Annotated in this window: 27 protein-coding genes; 13 read left to right on the top strand and 14 right to left on the bottom strand. The window is 65.2% G+C overall.

Going from position 1 to position 22,409, the window contains the following annotated elements; translation table 11 throughout:
- Window positions 1–7: 7 nt before the first annotated feature.
- Window positions 8–880, bottom strand: coding sequence for a glycine--tRNA ligase subunit alpha (locus tag VF649_RS08225; protein ID WP_331011479.1), 873 nt, complete (start codon window positions 878–880; stop codon window positions 8–10).
- A 229-nt stretch (window positions 881–1,109) separates the two neighbouring features.
- Here VF649_RS08225 and VF649_RS08220 point away from each other — a divergent pair, with 229 nt between their 5' ends.
- Window positions 1,110–1,760: a 50S ribosomal protein L25/general stress protein Ctc gene (locus tag VF649_RS08220; protein ID WP_331011478.1), complete on the top strand. Its 651-nt coding sequence runs from the start codon at window positions 1,110–1,112 to the stop codon at window positions 1,758–1,760.
- Window positions 1,761–1,839: 79 nt separating this feature from the next.
- Window positions 1,840–2,406 (top strand): aminoacyl-tRNA hydrolase, encoded by a 567-nt coding sequence (pth, locus tag VF649_RS08215; protein ID WP_331011477.1) that lies wholly within the window; start codon window positions 1,840–1,842, stop codon window positions 2,404–2,406.
- A 155-nt stretch (window positions 2,407–2,561) separates the two neighbouring features.
- Here pth and VF649_RS08210 read toward each other — a convergent pair whose 3' ends face one another.
- Window positions 2,562–3,131 (bottom strand): DUF4142 domain-containing protein, encoded by a 570-nt coding sequence (locus VF649_RS08210; RefSeq protein WP_331011476.1) that lies wholly within the window; start codon window positions 3,129–3,131, stop codon window positions 2,562–2,564.
- Between the two features lie 147 nt (window positions 3,132–3,278).
- Here VF649_RS08210 and ychF point away from each other — a divergent pair, with 147 nt between their 5' ends.
- From ychF to VF649_RS08190, 4 genes are all read left to right on the top strand, one after another.
- Window positions 3,279–4,379, top strand: a complete 1,101-nt coding sequence (gene ychF / locus VF649_RS08205) for a redox-regulated ATPase YchF (protein ID WP_331011475.1) — start codon at window positions 3,279–3,281, stop codon at window positions 4,377–4,379.
- 5 nt (window positions 4,380–4,384) lie between these two features.
- Window positions 4,385–5,371, top strand: coding sequence for a threonine ammonia-lyase (locus VF649_RS08200; RefSeq protein WP_331011474.1), 987 nt, complete (start codon window positions 4,385–4,387; stop codon window positions 5,369–5,371).
- A 66-nt stretch (window positions 5,372–5,437) separates the two neighbouring features.
- The gene (locus tag VF649_RS08195) at window positions 5,438–5,896 is read left to right on the top strand and encodes a MaoC family dehydratase (RefSeq protein ID WP_331011473.1); all 459 of its coding nucleotides are present in this window, start codon (window positions 5,438–5,440) and stop codon (window positions 5,894–5,896) included.
- Between the two features lie 308 nt (window positions 5,897–6,204).
- Window positions 6,205–6,660: an energy transducer TonB gene (locus VF649_RS08190; protein ID WP_331011472.1), complete on the top strand. Its 456-nt coding sequence runs from the start codon at window positions 6,205–6,207 to the stop codon at window positions 6,658–6,660.
- Window positions 6,661–6,737: 77 nt separating this feature from the next.
- On the opposite strand, the gene VF649_RS08185 is transcribed toward VF649_RS08190, so the two are convergent.
- The 3 genes from VF649_RS08185 to petA are packed head-to-tail and all read right to left on the bottom strand — an operon-like array spanning window position 6,738 to window position 9,499.
- Window positions 6,738–7,577, bottom strand: a complete 840-nt coding sequence (locus tag VF649_RS08185) for a cytochrome c1 (protein WP_331011471.1) — start codon at window positions 7,575–7,577, stop codon at window positions 6,738–6,740.
- 22 nt (window positions 7,578–7,599) lie between these two features.
- On the bottom strand, window positions 7,600–8,913 hold the full coding sequence (locus VF649_RS08180) for a cytochrome b/b6 (protein WP_331011470.1): 1,314 nt from the start codon (window positions 8,911–8,913) through the stop codon (window positions 7,600–7,602).
- Between the two features lie 10 nt (window positions 8,914–8,923).
- The gene (petA, locus tag VF649_RS08175) at window positions 8,924–9,499 is read right to left on the bottom strand and encodes a ubiquinol-cytochrome c reductase iron-sulfur subunit (protein ID WP_331011469.1); all 576 of its coding nucleotides are present in this window, start codon (window positions 9,497–9,499) and stop codon (window positions 8,924–8,926) included.
- Window positions 9,500–9,689: 190 nt separating this feature from the next.
- Here petA and VF649_RS08170 point away from each other — a divergent pair, with 190 nt between their 5' ends.
- The 3 genes from VF649_RS08170 to VF649_RS08160 are packed head-to-tail and all read left to right on the top strand — an operon-like array spanning window position 9,690 to window position 11,596.
- Complete coding sequence (locus tag VF649_RS08170) at window positions 9,690–10,145, top strand: tRNA (cytidine(34)-2'-O)-methyltransferase (protein ID WP_331011468.1); 456 nt, start codon at window positions 9,690–9,692, stop codon at window positions 10,143–10,145.
- A gap of 21 nt (window positions 10,146–10,166) precedes the next feature.
- Window positions 10,167–11,000, top strand: coding sequence for an oxygen-dependent coproporphyrinogen oxidase (gene hemF / locus VF649_RS08165; protein ID WP_331011467.1), 834 nt, complete (start codon window positions 10,167–10,169; stop codon window positions 10,998–11,000).
- Complete coding sequence (locus VF649_RS08160; protein WP_331011466.1) at window positions 10,997–11,596, top strand: GNAT family N-acetyltransferase; 600 nt, start codon at window positions 10,997–10,999, stop codon at window positions 11,594–11,596. The genes hemF and VF649_RS08160 overlap by 4 nt, the downstream gene beginning before the upstream one ends.
- Here the strand turns inward: VF649_RS08160 and VF649_RS08155 are convergent.
- Complete coding sequence (locus tag VF649_RS08155) at window positions 11,557–12,369, bottom strand: hypothetical protein (RefSeq protein WP_331011465.1); 813 nt, start codon at window positions 12,367–12,369, stop codon at window positions 11,557–11,559. The two genes, VF649_RS08160 and VF649_RS08155, sit on opposite strands and share 40 nt — an antisense overlap.
- A gap of 145 nt (window positions 12,370–12,514) precedes the next feature.
- On the opposite strand from VF649_RS08155, the gene lipB reads away from it, so the two are divergent.
- From lipB to VF649_RS08140, 3 genes are all read left to right on the top strand, one after another.
- The gene (lipB, locus tag VF649_RS08150; protein ID WP_331011464.1) at window positions 12,515–13,210 is read left to right on the top strand and encodes a lipoyl(octanoyl) transferase LipB; all 696 of its coding nucleotides are present in this window, start codon (window positions 12,515–12,517) and stop codon (window positions 13,208–13,210) included.
- Window positions 13,211–13,320: 110 nt separating this feature from the next.
- The gene (locus tag VF649_RS08145) at window positions 13,321–13,578 is read left to right on the top strand and encodes a hypothetical protein (RefSeq protein ID WP_331011463.1); all 258 of its coding nucleotides are present in this window, start codon (window positions 13,321–13,323) and stop codon (window positions 13,576–13,578) included.
- Window positions 13,579–13,769: 191 nt separating this feature from the next.
- Window positions 13,770–14,513: a hypothetical protein gene (locus VF649_RS08140; protein ID WP_331011462.1), complete on the top strand. Its 744-nt coding sequence runs from the start codon at window positions 13,770–13,772 to the stop codon at window positions 14,511–14,513.
- Window positions 14,514–14,529: 16 nt separating this feature from the next.
- Here VF649_RS08140 and VF649_RS08135 read toward each other — a convergent pair whose 3' ends face one another.
- From VF649_RS08135 to VF649_RS08100, 8 genes are all read right to left on the bottom strand, one after another.
- Window positions 14,530–14,913: a VOC family protein gene (locus tag VF649_RS08135; protein ID WP_331011461.1), complete on the bottom strand. Its 384-nt coding sequence runs from the start codon at window positions 14,911–14,913 to the stop codon at window positions 14,530–14,532.
- 75 nt (window positions 14,914–14,988) lie between these two features.
- The gene (queE, locus tag VF649_RS08130) at window positions 14,989–15,636 is read right to left on the bottom strand and encodes a 7-carboxy-7-deazaguanine synthase (RefSeq protein WP_331011460.1); all 648 of its coding nucleotides are present in this window, start codon (window positions 15,634–15,636) and stop codon (window positions 14,989–14,991) included.
- The gene (gene queC / locus VF649_RS08125; protein WP_414713651.1) at window positions 15,633–16,322 is read right to left on the bottom strand and encodes a 7-cyano-7-deazaguanine synthase QueC; all 690 of its coding nucleotides are present in this window, start codon (window positions 16,320–16,322) and stop codon (window positions 15,633–15,635) included. The genes queE and queC overlap by 4 nt, the downstream gene beginning before the upstream one ends.
- A gap of 187 nt (window positions 16,323–16,509) precedes the next feature.
- Window positions 16,510–17,454 carry an Hsp33 family molecular chaperone HslO gene (locus VF649_RS08120; protein ID WP_331011458.1) on the bottom strand — a complete coding sequence of 315 codons (945 nt, stop codon included), beginning with the start codon at window positions 17,452–17,454 and terminating at the stop codon, window positions 16,510–16,512.
- A gap of 95 nt (window positions 17,455–17,549) precedes the next feature.
- Complete coding sequence (gene argF / locus VF649_RS08115) at window positions 17,550–18,482, bottom strand: ornithine carbamoyltransferase (protein WP_331011457.1); 933 nt, start codon at window positions 18,480–18,482, stop codon at window positions 17,550–17,552.
- Between the two features lie 83 nt (window positions 18,483–18,565).
- On the bottom strand, window positions 18,566–19,756 hold the full coding sequence (locus VF649_RS08110; RefSeq protein ID WP_331011456.1) for an aspartate aminotransferase family protein: 1,191 nt from the start codon (window positions 19,754–19,756) through the stop codon (window positions 18,566–18,568).
- A gap of 156 nt (window positions 19,757–19,912) precedes the next feature.
- Entirely contained in the window at window positions 19,913–20,380 is a 468-nt protein-coding gene (locus VF649_RS08105) for a hypothetical protein (RefSeq protein WP_331011455.1), read from the bottom strand.
- Between the two features lie 313 nt (window positions 20,381–20,693).
- Complete coding sequence (locus VF649_RS08100) at window positions 20,694–21,527, bottom strand: ABC transporter permease (protein ID WP_414713650.1); 834 nt, start codon at window positions 21,525–21,527, stop codon at window positions 20,694–20,696.
- Between the two features lie 50 nt (window positions 21,528–21,577).
- Here VF649_RS08100 and VF649_RS08095 point away from each other — a divergent pair, with 50 nt between their 5' ends.
- On the top strand, window positions 21,578–22,366 hold the full coding sequence (locus VF649_RS08095) for a GcrA family cell cycle regulator (RefSeq protein WP_331011453.1): 789 nt from the start codon (window positions 21,578–21,580) through the stop codon (window positions 22,364–22,366).
- Window positions 22,367–22,409 lie beyond the last annotated feature (43 nt).

The following is a 22,409-nucleotide window of genomic DNA, read 5'->3' as shown; positions in this document are numbered from 1 at the left end:
GCAGACCTTATGCATCCCATCCCTGCTGCTCCACCCAGGCCTGGCAACTGCCCTTCGCCAGATCGCGGACCCGTCCCATATAGGCGGCCCGCTCCGCGACCGAGATCACGCCCCGCGCCTGCAGGGTGTTGAAGATATGGCTGGCCTTGATCGCCTGGTCATAGGCCGGCAGCGGCAGCTTCGCCGCGATCAGCGCCCTCGCCTCGTCCGCGGCCAGCGTGAACTGCGTGAACAGCGTATCGGTATTGGCTTCCTCGAAATTATAGCGCGAGAATTGCTTTTCGCTTTCCAGGAACACCTCGCCATAGGTGACGCCGTCGTCGTTGAACGCCAGGTCATACACATTGTCGACGCCCTGGATGTACATCGCCAACCGTTCCAGACCGTAGGTCAGCTCCCCCGCCACCGGTTTGCAGTCATAGCCGCCGACCTGCTGGAAATAGGTGAACTGCGTCACCTCCATCCCGTCGCACCACACTTCCCAGCCAAGGCCCCAGGCGCCCAGCGTCGGGCTTTCCCAGTCGTCCTCGACAAAGCGGATGTCGTGCGCGGTGAAATCGATCCCGATCTTCGCCAACGATCCCAGATACAGGTCCTGCAGATTGTCCGGGCTGGGTTTCAGGATCACCTGATACTGATAATAATGCCCCAGCCGATTGGGGTTCTCGCCATATCGCCCGTCGGTCGGCCGACGGCTCGGCTGGACATAGGCGGCCTTCCACGGTTTCGGCCCCAGCGCGCGCAAGGTCGTCGCCGGGTGAAAGGTACCCGCACCCATCTCCATGTCATAAGGCTGCAGGATCACGCAGCCATGCCGGCTCCAATAGTCATGCAGCATCAGGATCAGGCCCTGGAAGCTGAGGGGTTTCACGTCGGCCATGGGCGCCTTGTCGGTTTCTCAATAATAGAGAAGTCCCTTGCGGCACGGCAGGGTGGAGCGTCAACAATCACGTCTCAGCCAACGCAGCATCCGTTCGGTTCGGAACGGGCCCCCCGACAGATCCTTGGCAGATTGCATTTCCCGCCATTCCCCGCTAACGGCCCTGCTCCCCGCCATGGTCATCCCTGGAGGCGCGGCGGGTGGTTCAACCGAAGTCTGGAGACATAATATGAGCGACACGCTCACGCTGTCGGCCGAGACGCGCGATCGGGCTGGCAAGGGAGCCTCCCGTGCCATGCGTCGTGAAGGCCGCGTTCCCGCCGTGATCTACGGCAACAAGCAGGAAGCCGTCTCGATCCATCTGGAGGAGAAGGCCCTGATGAAGATGCTCAACACGGGGCATTTCATGAACTCGGTCGTCATGATCGAAGGCGCCGCGACCGGCGCGATCCGCACCCTGCCCAAGGATGTGCAGTTCCATCCCGTCACCGATCGGCCGATGCACGTCGATTTCCTGCGCATTTCCGAACATGCCATGATCACCGTGTCGGTGCCGGTCGTGTTCGTCGATCAGGACGAATCGCGCGGTATCAAGCGCGGTGGCGTGCTCAACATCGTCCAGCATGAAGTCGAACTGATCTGCGACGCGTCGGAGATTCCGGGCGAACTGACGATCTCGCTGAAGGGCGTCGAAGTCGGCGACTCGATCCACATCAGCAACGTGACGCTGCCGAAGGGCGTCACCCCCGCCATCACCGATCGCGATTTCACGATCGCGACGATGGCCGCCCCGACCGTACCGACCGCCGATGACGAAGCGGCCGAGGAAGCCCTGGCCGCCGAGCAGTCCGCTGCCGCCGCCGAGGAAGGCGAAGCCTGATATCGGGTATCGCCCCCCGTCGTTCCGACCGTGGTCGGAACGACGGGGGGCGATCCCTTGATCGACGGGACGCGGTGCAATGCAACTCTGGGTCGGTCTCGGTAATCCCGGCGCGCAATATGCGCTGCACCGTCACAATGTCGGGTTCATGGCGGTCGATGCGATCGCCGAAGTTCATGGCTTCGATCCCTGGAAAAAGATGTTCCAGGGCTGGCTTGCCCCCGGCCGGATCGGCACGCAACGGATCCTGCTGCTGAAGCCCGCCACCTTCATGAACCATAGCGGCCGGTCCATCGGCGAGGCATTGCGCTTCTACAAGCTGGGCGAAGAAGCGCTGACCGTGTTCCACGATGAACTCGATCTTGTCGGGTTCAAGGTGAAGGTGAAGACCGGCGGCGGCAATGCCGGCCACAACGGTTTGCGATCCGCCGACGCGCATGTCGGCAATGCTTTCCGCCGCGTGCGGATCGGTATCGACCATCCCGGCCACAAGGACCGCGTGACCGGCCATGTGCTGGGTAATTACGCCAAGAGCGAGATGAACCGGCTGGCCGACATGCTGGGCGCGATCGCTGCCGAAGCGCCGCTGCTCGCCACGGGTGACGACGTGCGCTTCATGAATGAGGTTTCGCGGCGACTGGGATAAGGCGTGGCGAAGGCGTCATCCTTTCCGACGACCGTCACCCTTCCCCCCAATCGTCATCCCGGCGAAAGCCGGGATCTCCCTTTGGCTTGCGCTAAGCCCTTCACCTGAGGGGGATCCCGGCATCCGCCGGGATGACGCGGGTGGGAAGCGCCTGATTACATTCCCGACATTGCCGCCGACGTCATCTGCTTGGCATGCATCAAATGCCGTTCAATGATCGGCACCGCGGTCGACGCAACCTGCTTCAGGGCCGGGTCGGTGCCATCGGTCGCATAGCCCTTGTGCAGCGCCCAGGCGGTCTGGTGCGCGGCTGCCTGCTGCTGCAGATACAGGTCGTCGAAACCGCCCTTCGGCGCTTTCTTCAACAGCGTGATCTTCGCCGCATTCGCCGCCGACAGCTTGGTCGACGGCGGTGCGATCCGGCGATCGCCGTTCACCAGCGCGGCCTTCAACGTCTTGGTCGTGTTCATGTGATCGGCGATCATCTCGCGGGCGAAGCTCTTCACGTCGTCGCGTTTGCTCTTGCTCAGCGCGAGCTTGCTCGACATGATCTCATACATGTCGCTGTCCGCGGCCAGCTTGACATAGTCGGTTGCCGAGGTCCCGGTCAGCGGCTGCACACCGACATCGGTGGCCGCCATCGTGCCGGTGGTTGCGGTCTGCGACAGTGCGGGGACGGTCGTCGTCATCAGCATCGCGCCGGCGATCATCATCATGCGGTTCATCGAAACACCTGTTCTTTGGTCGAAGAGACCAGCCAAACCGTTCAATCCAAGCGATAGTTCCCCACGGCTGGCATCGCGGCCCAGTCCGGGCTATCGGCGGCGCCATCGAACGGCCGACCGGCCGGCATCCTGACGGGACATCAGAACATGGGTTTTCGCTGCGGCATCGTCGGCCTTCCGAACGTCGGCAAGTCCACTCTCTTCAACGCGCTGACCGAAACCGCGGCGGCGCAGGCCGCGAATTATCCCTTCTGCACGATCGAACCGAATGTCGGGCAGGTGGCGGTGCCCGATCCGCGGCTGGACCGGATCGCGAAGATCGGCGGATCGGCCAAGATCATCGAAACGCAGCTCGGCTTCGTCGACATCGCCGGGCTGGTGCGCGGCGCATCCAAGGGGGAAGGCCTGGGGAACCAGTTCCTGGCCAACATCCGCGAGGTCGACGCCATCGTCCATGTCCTGCGCTGTTTCGAGGATGGCGACGTCACCCATGTGGAGGGCAAGGTCGATCCGATCGCCGATGCCGAAACGGTGGAGACCGAATTGATGCTGGCCGACCTCGACAGCCTGGAAAAGCGCGTACCGGCCGCACAGAAAAAGGCGATGCAGGGCGACAAGGAGGCGAAGGTCGCCGCCTCCGTGCTGGGCCAGGCGCTCGACCTGCTGCGCGCCGGCCAGCCCGCACGGCTGACCGTGCCGAAGGACGAGGACGAAGCCCGCATCTTCGCGCAGGCGCAGCTGCTGACGTCGAAACCAGTCCTGTATGTCTGCAATGTCGATGAAAGTGCGGCGGCGGAGGGCAATGCGCTGAGCACGCGTGTCGCCGAAAAGGCCGCGGCCGAAGGCGCGAAGTCGGTCGTGGTATCCGCCGCGATCGAGGCGGAGATTGCGACCATGGCAGTCGACGACCGGGCCGAGTTCCTGTCCGACCTCGGCCTGTCCGAAACCGGCCTCGCCCGCGTGATCCGCGCCGGTTATGATCTGTTGCAGCTGCTCACCTTCTTCACGGTCGGCCCGAAGGAAGCCCGCGCCTGGACGATCCCGCGCGGATCGAAGGCGCCGCAGGCGGCTGGCGCGATCCACAGCGATTTCGAACGCGGCTTTATTCGCGCCGAAACCATGGCCTATGACGATTATGTCACGCTGGGTGGCGAGGCTGCGGCGCGCGACGCGGGCAAGCTGCGGTCGGAGGGCAAGGACTATATCGTGGCGGACGGCGATATCCTGCTGTTCCGGTTCAACGTCTGAAGCCCGTGACTGCCTTCGCGATCACTGCCGCCGATGTTCACGATGCCGCGGCGGTGCTGCACGGCGTCGCGGTGCGGACGCCGTTGCTGGAATATGCACCGCTGAACGCCGCCGTCGGCCGGCGCGTGCTCGTGAAGTTCGAAGGGGCACAGCATACCGGCTCGTTCAAGTTTCGCGGCGCCTATAACCGGCTCGCCCGGATCGCGTCGGCGGATCGCGCGGCGGGTGTCGTCGCCTGGTCGTCGGGCAACCATGCGCAGGGTGTGGCGGCCGCCGCCAAGCGGCTGGGCATGCCCGCCACGATCGTGATGCCGTCGGACGCGCCCACGATCAAGGCCGCCAACACCCGCGCCTTGGGGGCGGACATCGTCTTCTATGATCGCGCCACCGAATCGCGGGAGGACATCGCCCGCAATCTCTGCGCGGCGCACGGCGCGATCCTCGTGCCCTCCTATGACGATCCGTTCGTCATGGCCGGTCAGGGCACGATCGGCCTGGAAATCCTGGAACAGGCGCTAGCACTGGATGCCCGTCTCGGCCAGTTGCTGGTCTGCTGCGGCGGTGGCGGGCTGGCCGCCGGTATCGCGACCGCCGTGCGTGACGCCAACGCCGGTGCCGCAATCGCCATTCATGCGGTCGAACCGCTGGCCTATGACGATACCGCGCGCTCGCTCGTCAGCGGCCGGCGCGAAACCGTGCCGGCCGGCGCGCGATCGATCTGCGATGCCTTGATGGCGCCCGCGCCCGGCATGCTCACCTTCCCGATCAACCACGCGCTGCTCGCCGGCGGCCTGACCGTCACGGACGACCAGGTCCGCGACGCGATGCGCTACGCCTTTGCGGTGATGAAGCTGGTGATCGAACCCGGCGGTGCCGTGGCATTGGCCGCGGCGCTCAACGGGCTCGCCCCGGCGGGCGACGGTGATCTGGCACTCGTCATATCCGGCAGCAATGTCGATCCGGCCGCCTATGCGGCGATCCTGGTCGGCTGACGCGCTTCCTATCCCCTGCCACCCCGCTAAGGTCCTGGCTGGTGTGCAGGACAGGGAAGGATCGCAATGGCCTGGTTCGAGGATTTCGAGGTAGGCCAGCGCGCCGCGTTCGGGCGCTACGAGGTCGAACGCGCAGAGGTGCTGGAGTTCGCCCGGCGCTATGATCCGCAACCCTTTCATCTCTCGGATGCAGCTGCTGCGACGACGCATTTCGGACGACTGGCGGCCAGCGGGTGGCACAGCACCGCCATGACGATGGCGATGATCGTTGCCAATATGGGCGACGACGGCGATGTCGGCGGCAGTCTGGGCGCCGCGGGGGTCGATGAACTGCGCTGGCTGCGCCCCGTGCATCCCGGCGATGTCCTGCGGTGCGAAACGGAGGTCATCGCCGTCATACCGTCCAACAGCCGCCCCGATCGTGGCATCGTCCGCACCCGCATGACGGTGTTCAACCAGCATGACGATCCGGTCATGACATTCATTCCCATCGCGCTGTTCCGCCGCCGCCCCAAAACCGAATAGCGCCGGTTCCGGACAGGCCGTGTGCGGAACCGGACGCGGCCGTTCGGGTACGCCAGGACATAGCGACGCGGGCGCCGTGACCGCCTGTTCGTTGGTGCCGGACGACAGACCGCCGGAGTTGCAAACTACACCGAGAAATGTGGCGTATCTCCACTTTTTGGGAAATCGCACGACTGCGGAGGCGGGTGCACTTAGAAAATCCCCCGCCACCGGCGCTTTTTCTGACTTGGCACAGTCCCTGCAAAGTACCGAACGTCGCCGCGATCCACGCGGGACCGGCCTCCGCCGACAGATCAGGGACCACGATCATGTTCACCTTCGACCGCTTCGATGCTCAGCGTATTGCCGTTTCCGCCGCCGGCGCGCTGGTCTTTTCCGCCCTGTGCCTGGGCGCCGCCATCGTCCCCGCACAGGCTGGCGTCGAAACGCCAGCCACGATCACGGCATGGCAGGCGAACGCCGCATACCGCCTCGACCAGACGATGGCCGTCGTCCCGAGCGACATCCGCCGTTATGCCGTACGCGATGCGCAGATCGACGCCACCGTCTCTGCCGACGGCCGGGTCCGCGATCCGAAGATCAGCCAGTCCAGCGGCAGCCGCGCCGTCGACGCCGCCTTGCTCCGTCGCGCCGCCACGCTCCGGCTGGCGCCCCTGCCCGCCGCGACCGCCGAAACCGCGCAGCCGGTGCAGTTCCGTGTCCCGCTGATCGAGGGCAAACAGGCGCCGGTCTCCACCAACCCGACGCGCTACGCCGCCCGCTGACGGGTGCGCCCAACGCAAACGGGCGGCCCGTTTCCGAGCCGCCCGTTCCGTTCCTGCCGCGTGGGATCAGGCCGTGATCAGGTCAGCGAGGTCCGCTTCCCATGCTTCTTGTCCGCCCAGATGTTCTGATAGGCAAGATAGGCCAGTGTCGTCGCCAGCAGGAGGAACAGGACGACCGCGACACCGGTGCGCTTGCGGTTCTCCAGCTTCGGTTCGGCAGTCCAAATGAGGAATGCCGCCACGTCCTGAGACATCTGCTCCACGGTCGGCTTGGTGCCATCCGCAAACGAAACCTGGCCTTCGGCCACCAACGGCGGCGGCATCGCGATGTTCAGGTTCGCATAGACGGGGTTGTAATACAGCCCCGGCCCCGGACGCGATTCCTTCGGCAGGTCCGCCGGCGGGGTGCGATACCCGGTCAGCAGCGAGTGGACATAGTCCGCATGCCCCTCCCGCGCCTTGGTCATCAGCGACAGGTCAGGCGGCAGCGCGTTGTTGTTGGCCGCCCGCGCCGCGACTTCATTGGCATAGGGGCTGGGGAACATGTCGGACGGAATCGCCTTGCGGGTCGCGGCCTCTCCGGTCTCCGGGTTCACCGAAGGCACCTCGATCGCCCACTGGCTGGCGATTGCCTTCACCTCCGGCTTGGTGAAGCCCAGATCCTCCAGATCGCGAAATGCAACATGGCGCAGCGAATGGCAGGCCGAACAGACCTCTTTGTAAACCTGGAACCCGCGCTGCAGTTGCTGCCGGTCGAACCGCCCGAACGGACCATCGCTGGCGAATGCGAACTTGGCGGGTTCGACATGGAAATGATGCGCGGCATTCTCGACCGCGGGTTGGCGCGGCATGAGGATGGCGACGACCAGCGCCATGACGAAGACGAGCCCTGCAAGGAAGGCGACGATGCGAACCATCTAATTCAACTCCCTTGGGGGTTCAGGATGCGCGCGCGGGCACATTGGCCACGCCGCCGGCCCCGAACGGCGCCGATTCCTGCGCCTCGCCGTGCAGCACCGACTCGGAGATCGACATCGGCAGCGGCTTCGGCCGTTCGATCCTGGACACGATCGGCAGAATGATCAGGAAGTGCGCGAAATAATAAGCGGCACACAACTGGCTCAGCCGGACATAGGGTTCCTCGGCCGGCGCCTGCCCCAGATAGCCGAGCAGCACGACATCGGCGATCAGCACGAAGAAGAACCACTTGTACATCGGGCGATAGTTGGACGAGCGCACCGGCGACGTGTCGAGCCACGGCAGCACGAACAGCAGCAGGATCGATCCGAACATCGCCATCACGCCCCACAGCTTCGCCGGGATCCAGAGGAAGTTGACCGTGAAGGACTTCAGGATCGCGTAGAAAGGCAGGAAATACCATTCCGGCACGATGTGGGCGGGCGTCGAAAGCGGGTTCGCCGGGATGTAATTGTCCGGGTGACCCAGGGCGTTCGGCATGAAGAACACGAACAGCGAGAAGGCAATCAGGAAGATGCCCAGGCCGAACCCGTCCTTGGCGGTATAGTAGGGATGGAACGGCACCGTATCCTGCGGGCCCTTCACATCGACGCCGGTCGGGTTGTTCGAACCTGGAATATGCAGCGCCCAGATATGCAGGAAGATCGTGCCGGCGATGACGAACGGCAGCAGATAGTGCAGCGAGAAGAAGCGGTTGAGCGCAGCGTTATCCGGCGCGAAGCCCCCGAGCAGCCATTGGCGGATCGGTTCGCCAACCAGCGGGATCGCCGAGAAGAAGCCGGTGATCACCTGCGCCCCCCAGAACGACATCTGCCCCCAGGGCAGCACATAGCCCATGAACGCCGTCGCCATCATCAACAGAAAGATGACGACACCCAGTAGCCAGATCATCTCGCGCGGGGCCTTGTACGATCCGTAGTAGAGACCGCGGCCGATATGCATGTAGACCACGATGAAGAAGAAGGACGCGCCGTTGGCATGAGCATAGCGCAGCAGCCACCCGGAATTGACGTCGCGCATGATATGCTCGACCGAATCGAACGCGATCGCGCCGTTGGCGGCATAGTGCATCGCCAGGATGATCCCGGTGATGATCTGTAAGCCCAGTGCGGCGCCGGCGAGCACGCCGAAGTTCCAGAAATAGTTGAGGTTGCGTGGCACCGGATATCCGGCGCCGACGGCGTTGTAGACCAGACGCGGCAGCGGCAGCCGCTGGTCGATCCACTGCGTGAACGCGCTCTTCGGCGCATAATGGGCGGCCCAGGGAAAGCTCATCTCTGTTTCCTCAACCGATCTGGACGACGGTGTCGGAGTTGAATTTATACTCCGGCACATGAAGGTTGAGCGGCGCGGGTCCGGACCGGATCCGCGCGGCGGTGTCATAGGACGAACCGTGGCAGGGACAGAAATAGCCGCCATAGGCGCCGCGATTCTCGCCCTCCGTAATGCCCAGCGGGACGCAACCGAGATGCGTGCAGACCGCCAGCGTGATCAGCCAGTTCTCCTTGCCCTCCTTGGTCCGTTCGGCCAGCGTCTGCGGATCGCGCAGCGAGGACACGTCGACCGCCTTGGCGTCCGCAATCTCCTTCGGGGTCAGGTTGCGGATGAACACCGGCTGCTTGCGCCACGATGTCTTGATGCCCATGCCGGACTGGATCTTGGAAATGTCGACCTCGATCGACGCCAGCGCCAGCACGTCGGCCGACGGGTTCATCTGGTTGACGAGCGGGATCAGCACCGCGATGCCGCCGACCCCCGCCACGCTGACCGCCGCGATGTTCAGCCAGTCGCGTCGGCGGACACCGACCCCCTCGACCGTTTCGGTCACTCCGGCCTGATCGACCACTTCCACATTCGCCATCCGCTGGAACCCTCGACCCTTTGCCCTGTTTACGCCATCGGTACCGCACCCGATCCGGGCGACACGCGCAACGCTTCGTCGCGCGGACATGGCCCGCGACACTTGGCTGATAGCCGCCGCCCGGCCCGGTTGCCAAGTGCGTATCCGTCCGACCATGACAGTTGCAACATGTTTTCGTAAAGCATGTTGGATGCGCCTGTGCCTCTACCAGCCCGATATCGCCGGAAATGTCGGCACGATCCTGCGTCTGGCCGCCTGTCTCGGGATCGGCGTGGATATCGTTGAACCCTGTGGTTTCCCGTTCGGCGATCGCGCGCTGCGCCGCGCGGGCATGGATTATGCCGAAACCGCGGACGTGCGGCGCCACGCCGACTGGCTCGCCTTCCGCGGCACGGCGCCGGGGCGTCTCGTGCTGCTCACGACCGCCGGGGGCGTGCGGCTGGACGCGGCCGGCTTTGTCGCGGACGACGTGCTGCTGCTGGGGTCGGAGGGCGCCGGCGTGCCGCGCGCCGTGCATGATGCGGCCGACCTGCGTGTGCGGATCCCGATGCGGGCTGGTTACCGGTCCTTGAATGTCGCGGTGGCGGCTGGCATCGCGCTCGGCGAGGCGCTGCGCCAGACCGGCGGATGGCCGCAGGCTGGTTGAGCGGCGGGAACAGGATATCGGATGATCGGTCTCGACCACGAACAACAGGCGGCCCGCGCGGCGTTCGAGGGGCTGCGCGACCGGATCTGCGCCACGTTCGAAGCGATCGAGCGCGAGGCCGGCAGCGACGCGGCGTTCGACTATGCCGCATGGGAACGCGAACCCGCGGGCGGCGGTGGCGGCGTCCGCGGCCTGATGAAGGGGCGAGTGTTCGAAAAGGTCGGGGTCAATGTATCGACCGTGGGCGGCGCGTTCGCCCCCGAATTCGCCAAGTCCATCCACGGTGCGGCGGAGGATCCGAACTTCTTCGCGACCGGGATCAGCCTGGTCGCCCACATGGCCAATCCGCATGTTCCGGCCGTTCACATGAACTGCCGCTTCCTCTGCACCACCAAACGGTGGTTCGGCGGCGGTGCGGACCTGAACCCGCCGCTCCCCCGCGCCGACGACAGCGAGGCGTTCCACGCCCGCTTCAAGGCCGCGTGCGATGCGCACGACCCGGCCTATTATCCACGCTACCGCGCCTGGGCGGACGACTATTTCTGGATCCCGCATCGCCAGGTCCACCGCGGCGTCGGCGGGATCTTCTTCGACCATCTCGAAGGCGATTTCATGACCAATTTCGCGTTCGTGCAGGACGTCGGCGCCGCATTCCTCGACATCTTCCCCGCGATCGTGCGCGCGCGGATGGACATGCCGTGGACCGACGCGGATCGCGCGGCGATGCTGGCGTTCCGGGGGCGCTATGCCGAATTCAACCTGGTCTATGATCGCGGCACGCTGTTCGGGCTCAAGACCGGCGGCAACATCGATGCGATCCTGATGAGCCTGCCGCCGCTGGCGACCTGGGAATGACGCTGATCCCGGTCGCGCCGTCCGACGTGGCGACGGTCGTCACCACGCTGGAACTGCGCACGCGTCCGCCGGCGCGGCCGATGCCGACGGCGCCATGGCGGCTGGTCCGGTGGCGCACCCCCTCGCCCGCCGCCTATCGCACGCTGTTCGCGCGGGTCGGCACGCGCTGGCTCTGGTATTCGCGGCTGGGAATGACGGACGCCGCGCTGACCGCCATCCTGGCCGACCCGGCGGTGGAGGTGCACGCCGTCGTCGATCCGGCGGGGATCGAGGTCGGCATGCTGGAACTCGACCGGAACGAGCCGGGCACCTGCCGCATCGCCTATTTCGGGCTGGTGCCCGAACTGACCGGGCGCGGCCATGGCCGTTGGCTGATGGCGCACGCACTCGCGCTGGGCTGGCGGCGGGATACGGCACGGATGCTGGTCCATACCTGCACGCTCGATCATCCGCACGCACTCGGCTTCTACCGCGCGCAGGGGTTCACCGCGATCGCACGGACGCTGGAAACCTTTCCGGACCCGCGCCTGATCGGGCTGTTGCCGATGGATGCGGGTCAGGCGATCCCGCTGCTGTCCGCGGACAGCCGGCGATAGGCGATCGCCGCATAGACGCCCCACACCGCCTGCACCGCCGCGCCCGCCAGCGCGGTCAGGATCGCGATCACCAGCCCGGCCGCCTCCGCCTGGCCGGTCGCGCGACCGATCAGCAGCAACACCGAACCAAGCCCGAACTGGATCGCGGTCAACAGCACCAGATAGGCGAGGCCGTAGAGCAGGGCCGCCAGCGCCAGCCGGCCGAACACGCCCCGGGTCGTGCCATAGGCGCGTTTCAACACGCGGATCGGCGCCGGCGTGGCCGGGCTGACCGCGATCACCGGCCACAGGGTCAGCAGCCGTATCCCCAGGAACAGCAGCACGGGCAGCAGCAGCAGGACCGCAAGCGTCGTCGCCTGTTGCGCGCCCCAGCCGACCGCCGCTCCAGCCGCCAGCGCGATCAGCGTGACGATCACCGTCGCGCCCGCCGCCACCGCGGTGAACAGCAGCAACAACAGCACGGCATTGCCGATCCGCTCGATCGCCGTGCGCAGCGCCTCACGCACGCTGATCCCGCCATGCAGCACCAGCGCCGCCGTCGCGATATTGCCGATCAGCAACAGCAAGGTGACCGGGATCAGCACCAGCAGCCACAGGCCCGGTTGCGGCCGCATCCCCTGCAACGGCGCCGGCACCGCCAGATCCCACAGCAAGGCGCTGACACCGGTGGTGGCGAAGGCGAGCGGCATCAACAGCCCGGCCTCGCGCCGCACGAACGCGCTGGTTTCGTCCCAGACATCCGCAATCGAGAAACGGGGGGGCGTGGCTGGCATCAAGATCCTCGGGGCAACGGCGGGCTATGTCGTCCGCCTATCCCACTCCCCGCGCCCCCGCGCAATCTGCACTGATACCGCACACGCGGCGGACCGACGCTGACGGGTTGCAACATCCCGTATGAGGGATCAGATCGGCGCCATGATGCCTGCCACCCCGCTGCCCGATGCCTATGCCTATGCCGATACCGATGCCATCGAATGGCGGGTTTCCCCCGGCCGCGTGCCGTATCCGGATGCGCTTGCGGAGATGGAGGCGCGTGCCGAGGCGATTCGGGCCGGCACCGCGCCCGAACTGGTATGGCTGCTCGAACATCCGCCGCTCTACACCGCCGGGACCAGCGCCGTGACGGACGATCTGCTCAGTCCCGATCGCTTCCCGGTCTATCACGCCGGGCGCGGCGGAAAATATACCTATCACGGCCCGGGACAGCGGATCGGCTATGTCCTGATCGATCTGGCCGCACGCGGGCGGGACATAAGGGCCTTCGTCCACGGACTGGAAGGCTGGGTGATCGAAACGCTCGGCCTGCTGGGCGTCGCAGCCCGGCGCGAGGCGGGCCGGGTCGGCATCTGGACCGATGCCCATGGCCGCGAGGCCAAGGTCGGGGCGATCGGCGTTCGGGTACGGCGTTGGGTCACCTTCCACGGTTTTGCGGTCAATATCGCCCCCGATCTGTCGCACTTTGGCGGTATCGTTCCGTGTGGTCTTCCCGATTTTGCCGTGACCAGTTTGGCCGACCTTGGGAAACCTTTGGGATTTGAGGCGTTTGACGCCGCGTTGAGAGCTGGACTGCCCGGATTTCTCGAAGGCTTGCGGCCATCGCCGCACGGCTCTTGAGAGGTTGTTGCAGAACGGCTAATGACGGAAGCGATTTGGGTATGAAGGGCTAGACCCAAACCAGATCGGATTATCTAGGGAGTCCCGACATGCGTAATTTCTCAAAGCTGATGACCGGTTCGATGATCATGGGCGCGGCGCTGCTCGTTTCCGCTTGCGGCGGTAGCGAAACGGCGAACACCACCGACACCAACATGACCGAAATGAACTCCATGGAGCCGACCGACGGCACCATGAACGACGTGACCGCCGTTGACGGCGCCATGACCGGCGACAACGCCGCCATGGACAATGGCGCGATGGGCAACATGTCCGACAACGCCATGTCGAACGACATGAGCATGGGCAACGCGTCGAACGCGATGTAATTTCTTCTTCGGAAGGAATGCGGAAACGGCCGTCCGGGAAACCGGGCGGCCTTTTCTTTGTCCGGGACCGTCGCGGTTCGATGCACCGCATCCGACCGGCTGCGGTCCGCGTGCGATCGGCACCGTCGAATCCCTTTGTGGGACGGCGCAAACATGCTTAATCTGTACGCGGTTAGCGTTGGGGTTGTGTCATGATCGTCCGTCTTTTCCGCCGGCCTCTGTTCGCCGGTATGCTCGCCCTGCTCGGGATCGGCCTTGCGCCGACAGCGGCCTCGGCCTCTTACCTCTTCTGGACACCGCCCAACTTCGCCGGCGGGCCCGTGCGCGGCGACGAACCCGGGATCGGCCTGCCCCTGCCGGGGGCGACGCCACGGGAATATAGCGCGCACCTGCTCTGGAACATGCGGGCCGGGCTCAACGTCGCGGCGCTGCAATGCCAGTTCGCGCCGACGCTGGCGGCCGTGAAGAATTATAATACCTTGCTGAAACAGCATGATGCGGAACTGAATGCTGCCTACACCGTGATTTCCGACTATTTCAAGCGGACCGGGGCGAAGGGATGGCAGACCGCGCTCGATCAATATACGACGCGCACCTATAATGGCTTTTCCACGCTGCATGCGCAGCTTGGCTTCTGCGAAACGGCGGCCGCCATCGGGCGCGACGCGATCGGCCGGATGCGCGGAACCCTGCACGAAACCGCGGAAACCCGGATGCGCGAATTCCGCAACAGTTTGGTCCCGATGGGCGACGCGATGTTCGTGATCCCGCGCATGACCTTTGCCAGCCTGCCGACCCCACCGCTTGACACCAAATGCTGGAACAAGCGGAACGAACTGGTAAAGAAGTGCATCCAGACCTGGAACCTGACGCAGGCGGCGGCTGGCCGGTCCGCCGGGCAAGTAGCGGGCGGCGCCGGCGGCCCGACCGGCTGAAGGTGGGCGCCGGGCGTCAGCGTTCGACCTGCTGGCTGGGCCATCCGATCCGCACCAGCACGTCGTCCGGGCCGTTCAGCGCGCATTCGTACATACCCCATGCCTTGTGTTCCGGCGCCTTGGATGGTTCGATGATCGCGTCCCGCATCCGCGCCGCCAGCGCATCGACCTCCGGGGTATAGAGGTACACGCCGAACGGATTATGGTGCGGCACCACCCATCCCGCGACCGCCTGGTTGAGATGGATCTCCCCGCCTGCGCCATCGGCCAGCATGCGATATGCGTCATACCCCTGATCCGCGGGGCGCGAGAAACCCAGGCGGTTCCACCAGGCCTCGGCCGCATCCAGGTCGTTGCACGGAAGGATCGCCACCACGCGGGTCGCGTTGGAATCGCGCATTGCACCGGCTCCTTGGTCTGAACATGGGATGCTATCCCGCGATACAGACGCTGTCGAGCATGGTGGACGCGGGGCTCAGCGCAGCCCCAGGCTCTTGTGGACCTGCGTCGACAGCCGCCACTTCGGGTGCAGGATCACGAACTTGATCGCGGCGGCGATATTGTCCTGCCGGGATGGATTGTCCATCGGCTGGATCAGCCAATGGCGAAAATCCCAGTCCTCCATCGCGGCATAATCGACCCCCGGCTGCGGCCACACCAGTTTCAGTTCATCGCCTGTGCGCTGGACGATCTCGGTTCCCCGCTTGGGACTGATGCACAGCCAGTCAATTCCGGCGGTGGCAGGCAAGGTGCCGTTGCTTTCGACCGCAATCTCGAACCCGCGCGCGTGCAGCGCATCGACCAGGCGGGTATCCAGCTGCAGCATCGGCTCACCGCCGGTGATGACCACGAACGCGGGGTCGACCGGATCCTCCATCCATGTGTCCCACACCGCGCGAACCTGCTGCGCCAGCGTGTCGGCATCGGCAAACTTTCCGCCACCATCGCCGTCCGTCCCCACGAAATCCGTATCACAGAAATCACAGGCGGCGGTTGCGCGATCCTGTTCCCGCCCCGACCACAGGTTGCAGCCGGCAAAGCGCAGGAACACCGCACGCCGACCCGCCTGCATGCCCTCCCCCTGCAGGGTCAGGAACATCTCCTTGACGGCATAGCCGCTCATGCGGGCTGTTCGGCATAGCGCGTCGGATCGGCCAGCCCCGCATCGACGAAGCCCTTGGCGCGCAACCGGCAGCTGTCGCAACGGCCGCAATGCCGCTCGTCGGGTGTCGGATCATAGCAGGACCAGCTCATCCCACAGTCCAGCCCCAGCCGATTCGCCTCCCGCGCAATGTCTGCCTTGCCCAACGCCAGCAACGGCGCATGGATATGGAACCGGTCGCCTTCGACGCCCGCCTTGGTCGCGACATTCGCCATCGCCTCGAACGCGTCGACAAATTCGGGGCGACAATCCGGATAGCCCGAATAATCGAGCGCATTGATCCCGACGAACAGGTCGCGTGCGCCCGCCGCCTCCGCCCAGCCAAGCGCCAGTGACAGGAAGATCGTGTTGCGCGCCGGCACATAGGTGATCGGAATCCCCGGCTGCACCCCCGCCTTCGGCACCGCGATATCGGCGGTCAGCGCCGATCCGCCGAACTGCGTCAGGTCGATGGGCAGGATGACGTGGCGGACCGCGCCGACCGCCGCCGCCACCCGCGCCGCCGCCGCCAGCTCGATCCGGTGACGTTGGTTGTAATCGATGGTCAGCGCATAGATCGGATGACCACGTTCGCGGACCAGTCCGGCGACCACCATCGAATCGAGGCCGCCCGACAACAGCACGACGGCGGCGTTCGGATCGTTCATGCTCTCGCTCATGCGGTGCGCGCTATTCCGCCACGCCCGACGGCGCAACAAGAAAGGGCCGCCTCGGCGGGGAGGCGGCCCAGGCCGGCTCGGGGAAGCCGTCTTAGGAGTCGTGCCCGACACGACCCGTCCCTGTTAGCCGCGCTTCCGTTTACGGAGCGTGAATGAGACAGGGTGGCATCCCCCATCATCCGCGATCCGCCGCGGCCAGACTGTCGAGCGTGATCCCGTATTTGCTCGAACAGAATTCGCACTCCACCCCGATCACGCCGTCGTCATCCGCCATCGTCACGCGCTCCTCCTCCGGAAACCGCGCCAGCACGTCGCGGAAATGCTCCGGATTGCAACGGCATCCCCGCGCCAGGCTAGCGGTTGGCAGCACGCGCACCTCGGGCTCCTCATGGAACAGCCGCCATACAATGTCGGTCAGCGGCAGCGTGACGTCGGACAGTTCGGCCGGCTTCAACGTCGCGGCCAGCGTCGCGACATGCTCCCATTCCGGATGGTCCAGCCGGGTATGGATACGGTCGCGCCCCTCCTCTCCTTCCGGAAGATGCTGCAACATCAGCCCGCCCGCGACATGCCCGTCGCGGGCATTGCCGGTGATGCTGAGCCGCACGAGGCTGGGGATCTGCTCGGACTGCGCGAAATAGTTTTCCGCCGCCTCCGCCAGCGATCCGCCCTCCAGCGGGACGATCCCCTGATAGCGTTCGCCCGATGTCACCTGATCGAACGTGATCGCCAGATACCCCGGGCCGAACAGCGCGAACAGCGACGGATCGACCGGCATTTCCGCCAGCCGGTCGGCATCGTGGCGGACATAGCCGCGCATCACGCCCGCGCGATAATCGCAGACCAGCAGGTCGATCACGCCACCCTCGGTCTGCGCCTGCAACGTCAATTGCCCGGCCGCATCCTTCAGCAACGACCCCAACAGCGCGGTCAGCGTCAGCGCCTCCGCCAGCACGCGTTCGATCGCGGGCGGATAGGCATGGCGGCTCAGGATCGAATCGAGCGCGGGCCCCAGCCGCACCACGCGCCCGCGCGCATGCCGCCCGGGAATGACGAAGCCCAATGCCTCGTCCAGATGTTCGGGCGCCGGCGGGGTCGGGCCTTCGTAGCGGCTGGCCAAGAGTCTTTATCCTGTCTGCTGTTTGCGCAGAGATAGGAAGGCGGTGATGTTTCTAAAGCCCCTGCCCTTCGGGCAGGACCCGGCCACCCGACCGGTCAGATCTTTCCGAAACACCATAGCAGCACCGCCTTCTGCGCATGCAGGCGATTTTCGGCCTCGTCCCAGATCGCCGATTGCGGACCGTCGATCACGGCGTTCACCACTTCCTCGCCGCGATGCGCGGGCAGGCAATGGAGGAACAGCGCCTGCGGGGCGGCCGCCGCCATCAGCGCCGCGTCGACCTGATAGGGCATCATCGCCGCCAGCTTTTCGGCGGCATGATCCTGCCCCATCGAAATCCAGGTATCGGTCACGACGACATCGGCACCGCGCACGGCATGGGCGGCATCGCGATCGACCGCGAACCGGCTGCCCCGCGCCCAGGCATCCGCCACCACCACCGGCGACGGATCATAGCCCTCCGGACAGGCGGCGCGCACCTCGAACTGCATCAGGCTGCCGGCTTCGATGATCGAATGCAGCATGTTGTTGCCATCGCCCAGCCACGCCCATGTCGTTCCCGCCAGGCGTCCGGACCGGTCGAGCACGGTCAGCATATCGGCCATCACCTGACACGGATGGCTATGATCGGTCAGGCCGTTGATGACCGGCACGCTGGCATGACGCGCCATTTCCTGAACCTTTTCATGATCATCCGTACGGATCATGATCGCATCGACATAGCGGCTGAGCACGCGCGCGGTATCGGCCACGCTCTCGCCCCGGCCCAGCTGCATCGTGCCGGCATCCATCACGATCGTGGTGCCGCCCAGCTGGCGCATCGCCATGTCGAACGATACCCGGGTTCGCGTCGAATTCTTCTCGAAGATCATCGCCAGCGTATGACCGGCCAGCGGCGCATCGGCATCCGCCTTTCCCTTCGGCCAACCGTCGCGCGCGGTCTTGCGGTCCAGCGCATCGCCCAGCATCGCGGCGATCGCGTCCGCGCCGGCATCGGTCAGGTCGATGAAATTACGGGTCTTCGTCACGCTGTCACTCCCCAAGGCCGCCCGGCATCATCCCATATCGCCGGTCGGTTCGCGCCGTCGCCCACCGGCTCCGCGGCGGTGCCCTATTCGTCGGCGGGCGGCACATAGAGGCGGGCCGCCTCCGAAACCTTCGCCACGAACTCGTCGATCTGCGCCTGTTCGATGTTGAGCGGCGGCAGCACGCGCACGACATTCTCGCCTGCCGCCACGGTCAGGACATGATGATGATCGCGCAGATGCGCCACGAACCGGCGGCTGTCGGTCTTCATCTTCAGGCCCAGCATCAATCCCATGCCCCGCACGCCCTCGAACAGCGCGTCATGGTTCGGGATCATCTGTTCCAGCGCGCCGCGCAGCCGTTCGCCGGTCGCCTTCACCTGATCCAGGAACCCCGGTTCCAGGATCACGTCCAGCACCGCATTGCCCGCTGCCATCGCCAGCGGATTGCCGCCATAGGTCGATCCGTGCGTGCCGATCACCATGCCCTTGGCCGCTTCCTCGGTCGCGAGGCATGCGCCCAGCGGAAAGCCGCCACCGATCCCCTTCGCGGTCGCCATGATGTCGGGCGTCACGCCATATTGTTCATGGGCATAGAGCGTGCCGGTCCGCCCCACCCCGCACTGTACCTCGTCCAGCACCAGCAGCAGGCCGCGTTCGTCGCAGATCCGGCGCAGCCCCTGCAGGAACTCCGGCGATGCCGGGCGGATGCCGCCCTCACCCTGGATCGGTTCGACCAGGAAGCCGGCGGTGCTGTCATCGATCAGCGCCTCGGCCGCGGCAAGATCGTTGAACGGCGCATAGCCGAAGCCGGGCAGCAGCGGCTCGAACCCGCCGCGCATCTTCTCCTGATCGGTCGCGCTGATCGTGCCCAGCGTCCGGCCGTGAAACGCATTCTTGAACGTGATCAGCGTGGTCCGCTCGGGCTGGCCATTCGCGAAATGATAGCGGCGCGCGGTCTTGATCGCGCACTCCACGGCCTCCGCGCCCGAATTGGTGAAGAACACCGTATCGGCGAAGCTATGGTCCACCAGCCGCTGCGCCAGCGCCTCGCCCTGCGGCGATCCATAGAGATTGGAGACATGCATCAGCGTCGCCACCTGCTCCTGCAGCTTCGCCGTCAGATGCGGGTGGCCATGCCCCAGCAGGTTGACCGCGATGCCGCTGGCGAAGTCCAGATAGCGTTCGCCCTGCTCCCCGATCAGATAGGATCCCTCCCCGCGCACCGGACGCACGCCACACCGCGGATAGACGGGCATCAACGGGGTGATCGGCATGGCAGGGTACTCCATTCAGCAAATCTAGTAGATTAGAAACAGCTCCGGAAACGCAAAAAGGCGACCGATGACGGGGCCGCCTGCGTATCGCTATAACAAGGGAGCGCCGTGGGTGAAAGCGCTTTGGGGAGGGTTGAGGTGGCGGCCGGCGGGGGCCTACTGAGGACAATGCCATCCGGCGATGCCGACCTGATCGGTTGACCAAACCGCATCGGATTTCTGCATCGTGATGAGGCAGGCGTTTCGAGGACCATTGTGCGATGCAGAACTTGTAAGTTTCGCATCGCGAGCGCGGAAAAGTGGTGGAAAGCGAGCGTTGTAAACCGCAGCCCTATCCGTCCTTGCATTTAGCTGGGGAGCTTTGCTGTAAATAATATCATCGCCGTTTCGGGCTAGCATTGCAAACATCGAAAGCTGATTTTCATCAAATTCCCCATACCTTTTGCCATCTACGACATGCTGAAAGTCAATATACCAGCCATCACCCGGATGATACATTGAGTAAATGTATCTGTTACCCGACCAATCTGCTTGGATAGGCGCGTCGGCAGTAAGGGTTATCGCAGTCTTGTGGCGTTCAAGATGAAAAGCGATACGTGGAAAACCTTTTTGCAGGATATTCATGCCGTTCTTATCGAGCCGGATCGATGGCGCGGTATCTGCGACGTAACATCCGTAAGCTCTAGAATTGGGCGGGGGTGGTTTTGCAAAAGGCTGGAAAATCGCGATCACAGCTACGAAAACTGCGATTGCCCGACAATAACCCCATCGGTAGAGGGGTTCATAATTGACGCCTTTGTATGACATTCCCCGTGTTGTAGCGAGCCACCTGATGTCCGCTAGTGGGTACGGCCGACCGACCGCTTGCGCCTTTGGGTCGATGCAAAACTTTTGATTTTTGCATCACCAACCCAAGGCCCACTCCGATCGCCTCCATTCAGCTCTTCAATCGCCACCCGCGCCGGATCAGCGTGTAACAAAGCGTGCCCAGCACGATGTTCACGCCCAGCAGCACCAGCCCGCCGACGAGCAGCGGCGAATCGGTGGTGCCGATGAAGCCGTAGCGGAACCCGGAGATGACGTAGAAGAACGGGTTGAGGTGGCTGAGCGACCGGAACACGCCGTGCAGGCTCTCGATCGAATAGAAGGTGCCGGACAGCAGCGACAGCGGCGCAACGACGAAGTTGGTGACCGCGGCCGCATGATCGAACTTGTCGGCCCAGATCGAGGTCAGCAGTCCCAGGAAGCCCAGCATCGATGCGCCGAGCAGCCCGAACCACAGCACCGCCAGCGGATGCCGCGGGACGATCTCCACCCCCGGCCAGAACGCCATCGCCAGCCACACCGCAAACCCGACCAGCACCGCGCGCGATACTGCCGCCCCCACCAGCCCGGCGACCAGTTCGCCCGTCGACAGCGGCGGCATCAGATAATCGACGATCGTCCCCTGCATCTTGCCGACCAGCAGCGAGAAGCTGGCATTGGCGAACGCATTCTGCATCATGCCCATCACGATCAGCCCGGGTGCCACGAAGGTCGCGAATGGCCGGCCCAGCACCGTGCGCTCGCCACCCCCAAGCGCGACCGTGAAGATCACCAGGAACAGCAGGGTCGTGATCGCGGGCGCCCAGATCGTCTGCAGTTGCACCTTGAAGAAACGGCGCACCTCCTTCACATAGAGGGCTCGCATTCCCCCCCAGTTGACGAACGGGATGACCGGTACGCCCGGTGGGGACAGAGTCATTTTGGGCGGCTGTTCGGTCGGTGTCATGGCTTTTTGCCTAGCGCCGGACCCGGCCCCCGGCAAGGAGCAGAACGACCATGGCCTGGACCGACGAGCGCATCGAGCAGCTCAGAAAGCTCTGGGAAGCCGGCAACACCGCCAGCCAGATCGCCGAGGAACTGGGCGGCGTCAGCCGCAACGCCGTGATCGGCAAGGCGCACCGGCTTGGCCTGCAATCGCGCCCGTCGCCGGTCCGGTCGAGCCAACCGCAGGCACAGCCGCAGCCGGCCGCAGAGCCCACAGCCGTGGCCGCCGCCCCGGCTGCACCCGCCCCTGTGGCCGCCGCCGCGCCGCAAGCGCCGGCGTCAACCCCGCCCCGCCCGGCCCCGGTGGCACAGCCGACGCCGCCACGCGCGGCGGAACCGGCCCCGTTCGACGTGGATGAGGATGACGGCGGCGCAGACACGGTGCCGCCCGTCGCCGCCACGCCGACGCATCACATCCGGGAGATCGACACCCCGATTTCGTCGATGCCGGTGTCCACGCCGCACCCGGTGATCCGTTCGGTCGGTCCCGGCGGCTTTCTGCGCCAGGGTCCGGGTGATCAGCAACCACCCGCAACCCCGGCCCCCCCGCGCCGGCTGGTCCCGGCCAAGCCGTCGGCCGATATTGCCGGCAAGACCGGGTTGCTCGATCTGAACGACAAGATCTGCAAATGGCCGCTGGGACATCCGGGCGAGCCCGATTTCCATTTCTGCGGCAAGCCGATCAATCCGGGTTTTCCCTACTGCCTGGATCATTGCTCGGTCGCCTATCAGGCGCAGCTTCCCCGCCGCGATCGCCGCCCACCCCCGCCGCTGCCCTTCGGCGGTCCACGGGTACGGTGATTTTTGACCCTCTCCCTCCGGGAGAGGGATACCGGAAGAAACC

This window comes from Sphingomonas sp. (assembly GCF_036387535.1).
Taxonomy (GTDB): domain Bacteria; phylum Pseudomonadota; class Alphaproteobacteria; order Sphingomonadales; family Sphingomonadaceae; genus Sphingomonas_R.
Note: the sequence above shows the minus strand (reverse complement) of the source record. Positions and strands in the feature narration are given on the sequence as shown.

What these genes read in the sequence shown, in the direction of transcription:
- VF649_RS08225 (WP_331011479.1), bottom strand. Translation starts at nt 880, where the DNA reads ATGGCCGACGTGAAACCCCTCAGCTTCCAGGGCCTGATCCTGATGCTG.
- VF649_RS08220 (WP_331011478.1), top strand. Translation starts at nt 1,110, where the DNA reads ATGAGCGACACGCTCACGCTGTCGGCCGAGACGCGCGATCGGGCTGGC.
- pth (WP_331011477.1), top strand. Translation starts at nt 1,840, where the DNA reads ATGCAACTCTGGGTCGGTCTCGGTAATCCCGGCGCGCAATATGCGCTG.
- VF649_RS08210 (WP_331011476.1), bottom strand. Translation starts at nt 3,131, where the DNA reads ATGAACCGCATGATGATGATCGCCGGCGCGATGCTGATGACGACGACC.
- ychF (WP_331011475.1), top strand. Translation starts at nt 3,279, where the DNA reads ATGGGTTTTCGCTGCGGCATCGTCGGCCTTCCGAACGTCGGCAAGTCC.
- VF649_RS08195 (WP_331011473.1), top strand. Translation starts at nt 5,438, where the DNA reads ATGGCCTGGTTCGAGGATTTCGAGGTAGGCCAGCGCGCCGCGTTCGGG.
- VF649_RS08190 (WP_331011472.1), top strand. Translation starts at nt 6,205, where the DNA reads ATGTTCACCTTCGACCGCTTCGATGCTCAGCGTATTGCCGTTTCCGCC.
- VF649_RS08185 (WP_331011471.1), bottom strand. Translation starts at nt 7,577, where the DNA reads ATGGTTCGCATCGTCGCCTTCCTTGCAGGGCTCGTCTTCGTCATGGCG.
- VF649_RS08180 (WP_331011470.1), bottom strand. Translation starts at nt 8,913, where the DNA reads ATGAGCTTTCCCTGGGCCGCCCATTATGCGCCGAAGAGCGCGTTCACG.
- petA (WP_331011469.1), bottom strand. Translation starts at nt 9,499, where the DNA reads ATGGCGAATGTGGAAGTGGTCGATCAGGCCGGAGTGACCGAAACGGTC.
- VF649_RS08170 (WP_331011468.1), top strand. Translation starts at nt 9,690, where the DNA reads ATGCGCCTGTGCCTCTACCAGCCCGATATCGCCGGAAATGTCGGCACG.
- hemF (WP_331011467.1), top strand. Translation starts at nt 10,167, where the DNA reads ATGATCGGTCTCGACCACGAACAACAGGCGGCCCGCGCGGCGTTCGAG.
- VF649_RS08160 (WP_331011466.1), top strand. Translation starts at nt 10,997, where the DNA reads ATGACGCTGATCCCGGTCGCGCCGTCCGACGTGGCGACGGTCGTCACC.
- VF649_RS08155 (WP_331011465.1), bottom strand. Translation starts at nt 12,369, where the DNA reads ATGCCAGCCACGCCCCCCCGTTTCTCGATTGCGGATGTCTGGGACGAA.
- lipB (WP_331011464.1), top strand. Translation starts at nt 12,515, where the DNA reads ATGCCTGCCACCCCGCTGCCCGATGCCTATGCCTATGCCGATACCGAT.
- VF649_RS08145 (WP_331011463.1), top strand. Translation starts at nt 13,321, where the DNA reads ATGACCGGTTCGATGATCATGGGCGCGGCGCTGCTCGTTTCCGCTTGC.
- VF649_RS08140 (WP_331011462.1), top strand. Translation starts at nt 13,770, where the DNA reads ATGATCGTCCGTCTTTTCCGCCGGCCTCTGTTCGCCGGTATGCTCGCC.
- VF649_RS08135 (WP_331011461.1), bottom strand. Translation starts at nt 14,913, where the DNA reads ATGCGCGATTCCAACGCGACCCGCGTGGTGGCGATCCTTCCGTGCAAC.
- queE (WP_331011460.1), bottom strand. Translation starts at nt 15,636, where the DNA reads ATGAGCGGCTATGCCGTCAAGGAGATGTTCCTGACCCTGCAGGGGGAG.
- queC (WP_414713651.1), bottom strand. Translation starts at nt 16,322, where the DNA reads ATGAACGATCCGAACGCCGCCGTCGTGCTGTTGTCGGGCGGCCTCGAT.
- VF649_RS08110 (WP_331011456.1), bottom strand. Translation starts at nt 19,756, where the DNA reads ATGCCGATCACCCCGTTGATGCCCGTCTATCCGCGGTGTGGCGTGCGT.
- VF649_RS08105 (WP_331011455.1), bottom strand. Translation starts at nt 20,380, where the DNA reads ATGAATATCCTGCAAAAAGGTTTTCCACGTATCGCTTTTCATCTTGAA.
- VF649_RS08100 (WP_414713650.1), bottom strand. Translation starts at nt 21,527, where the DNA reads ATGACACCGACCGAACAGCCGCCCAAAATGACTCTGTCCCCACCGGGC.
- VF649_RS08095 (WP_331011453.1), top strand. Translation starts at nt 21,578, where the DNA reads ATGGCCTGGACCGACGAGCGCATCGAGCAGCTCAGAAAGCTCTGGGAA.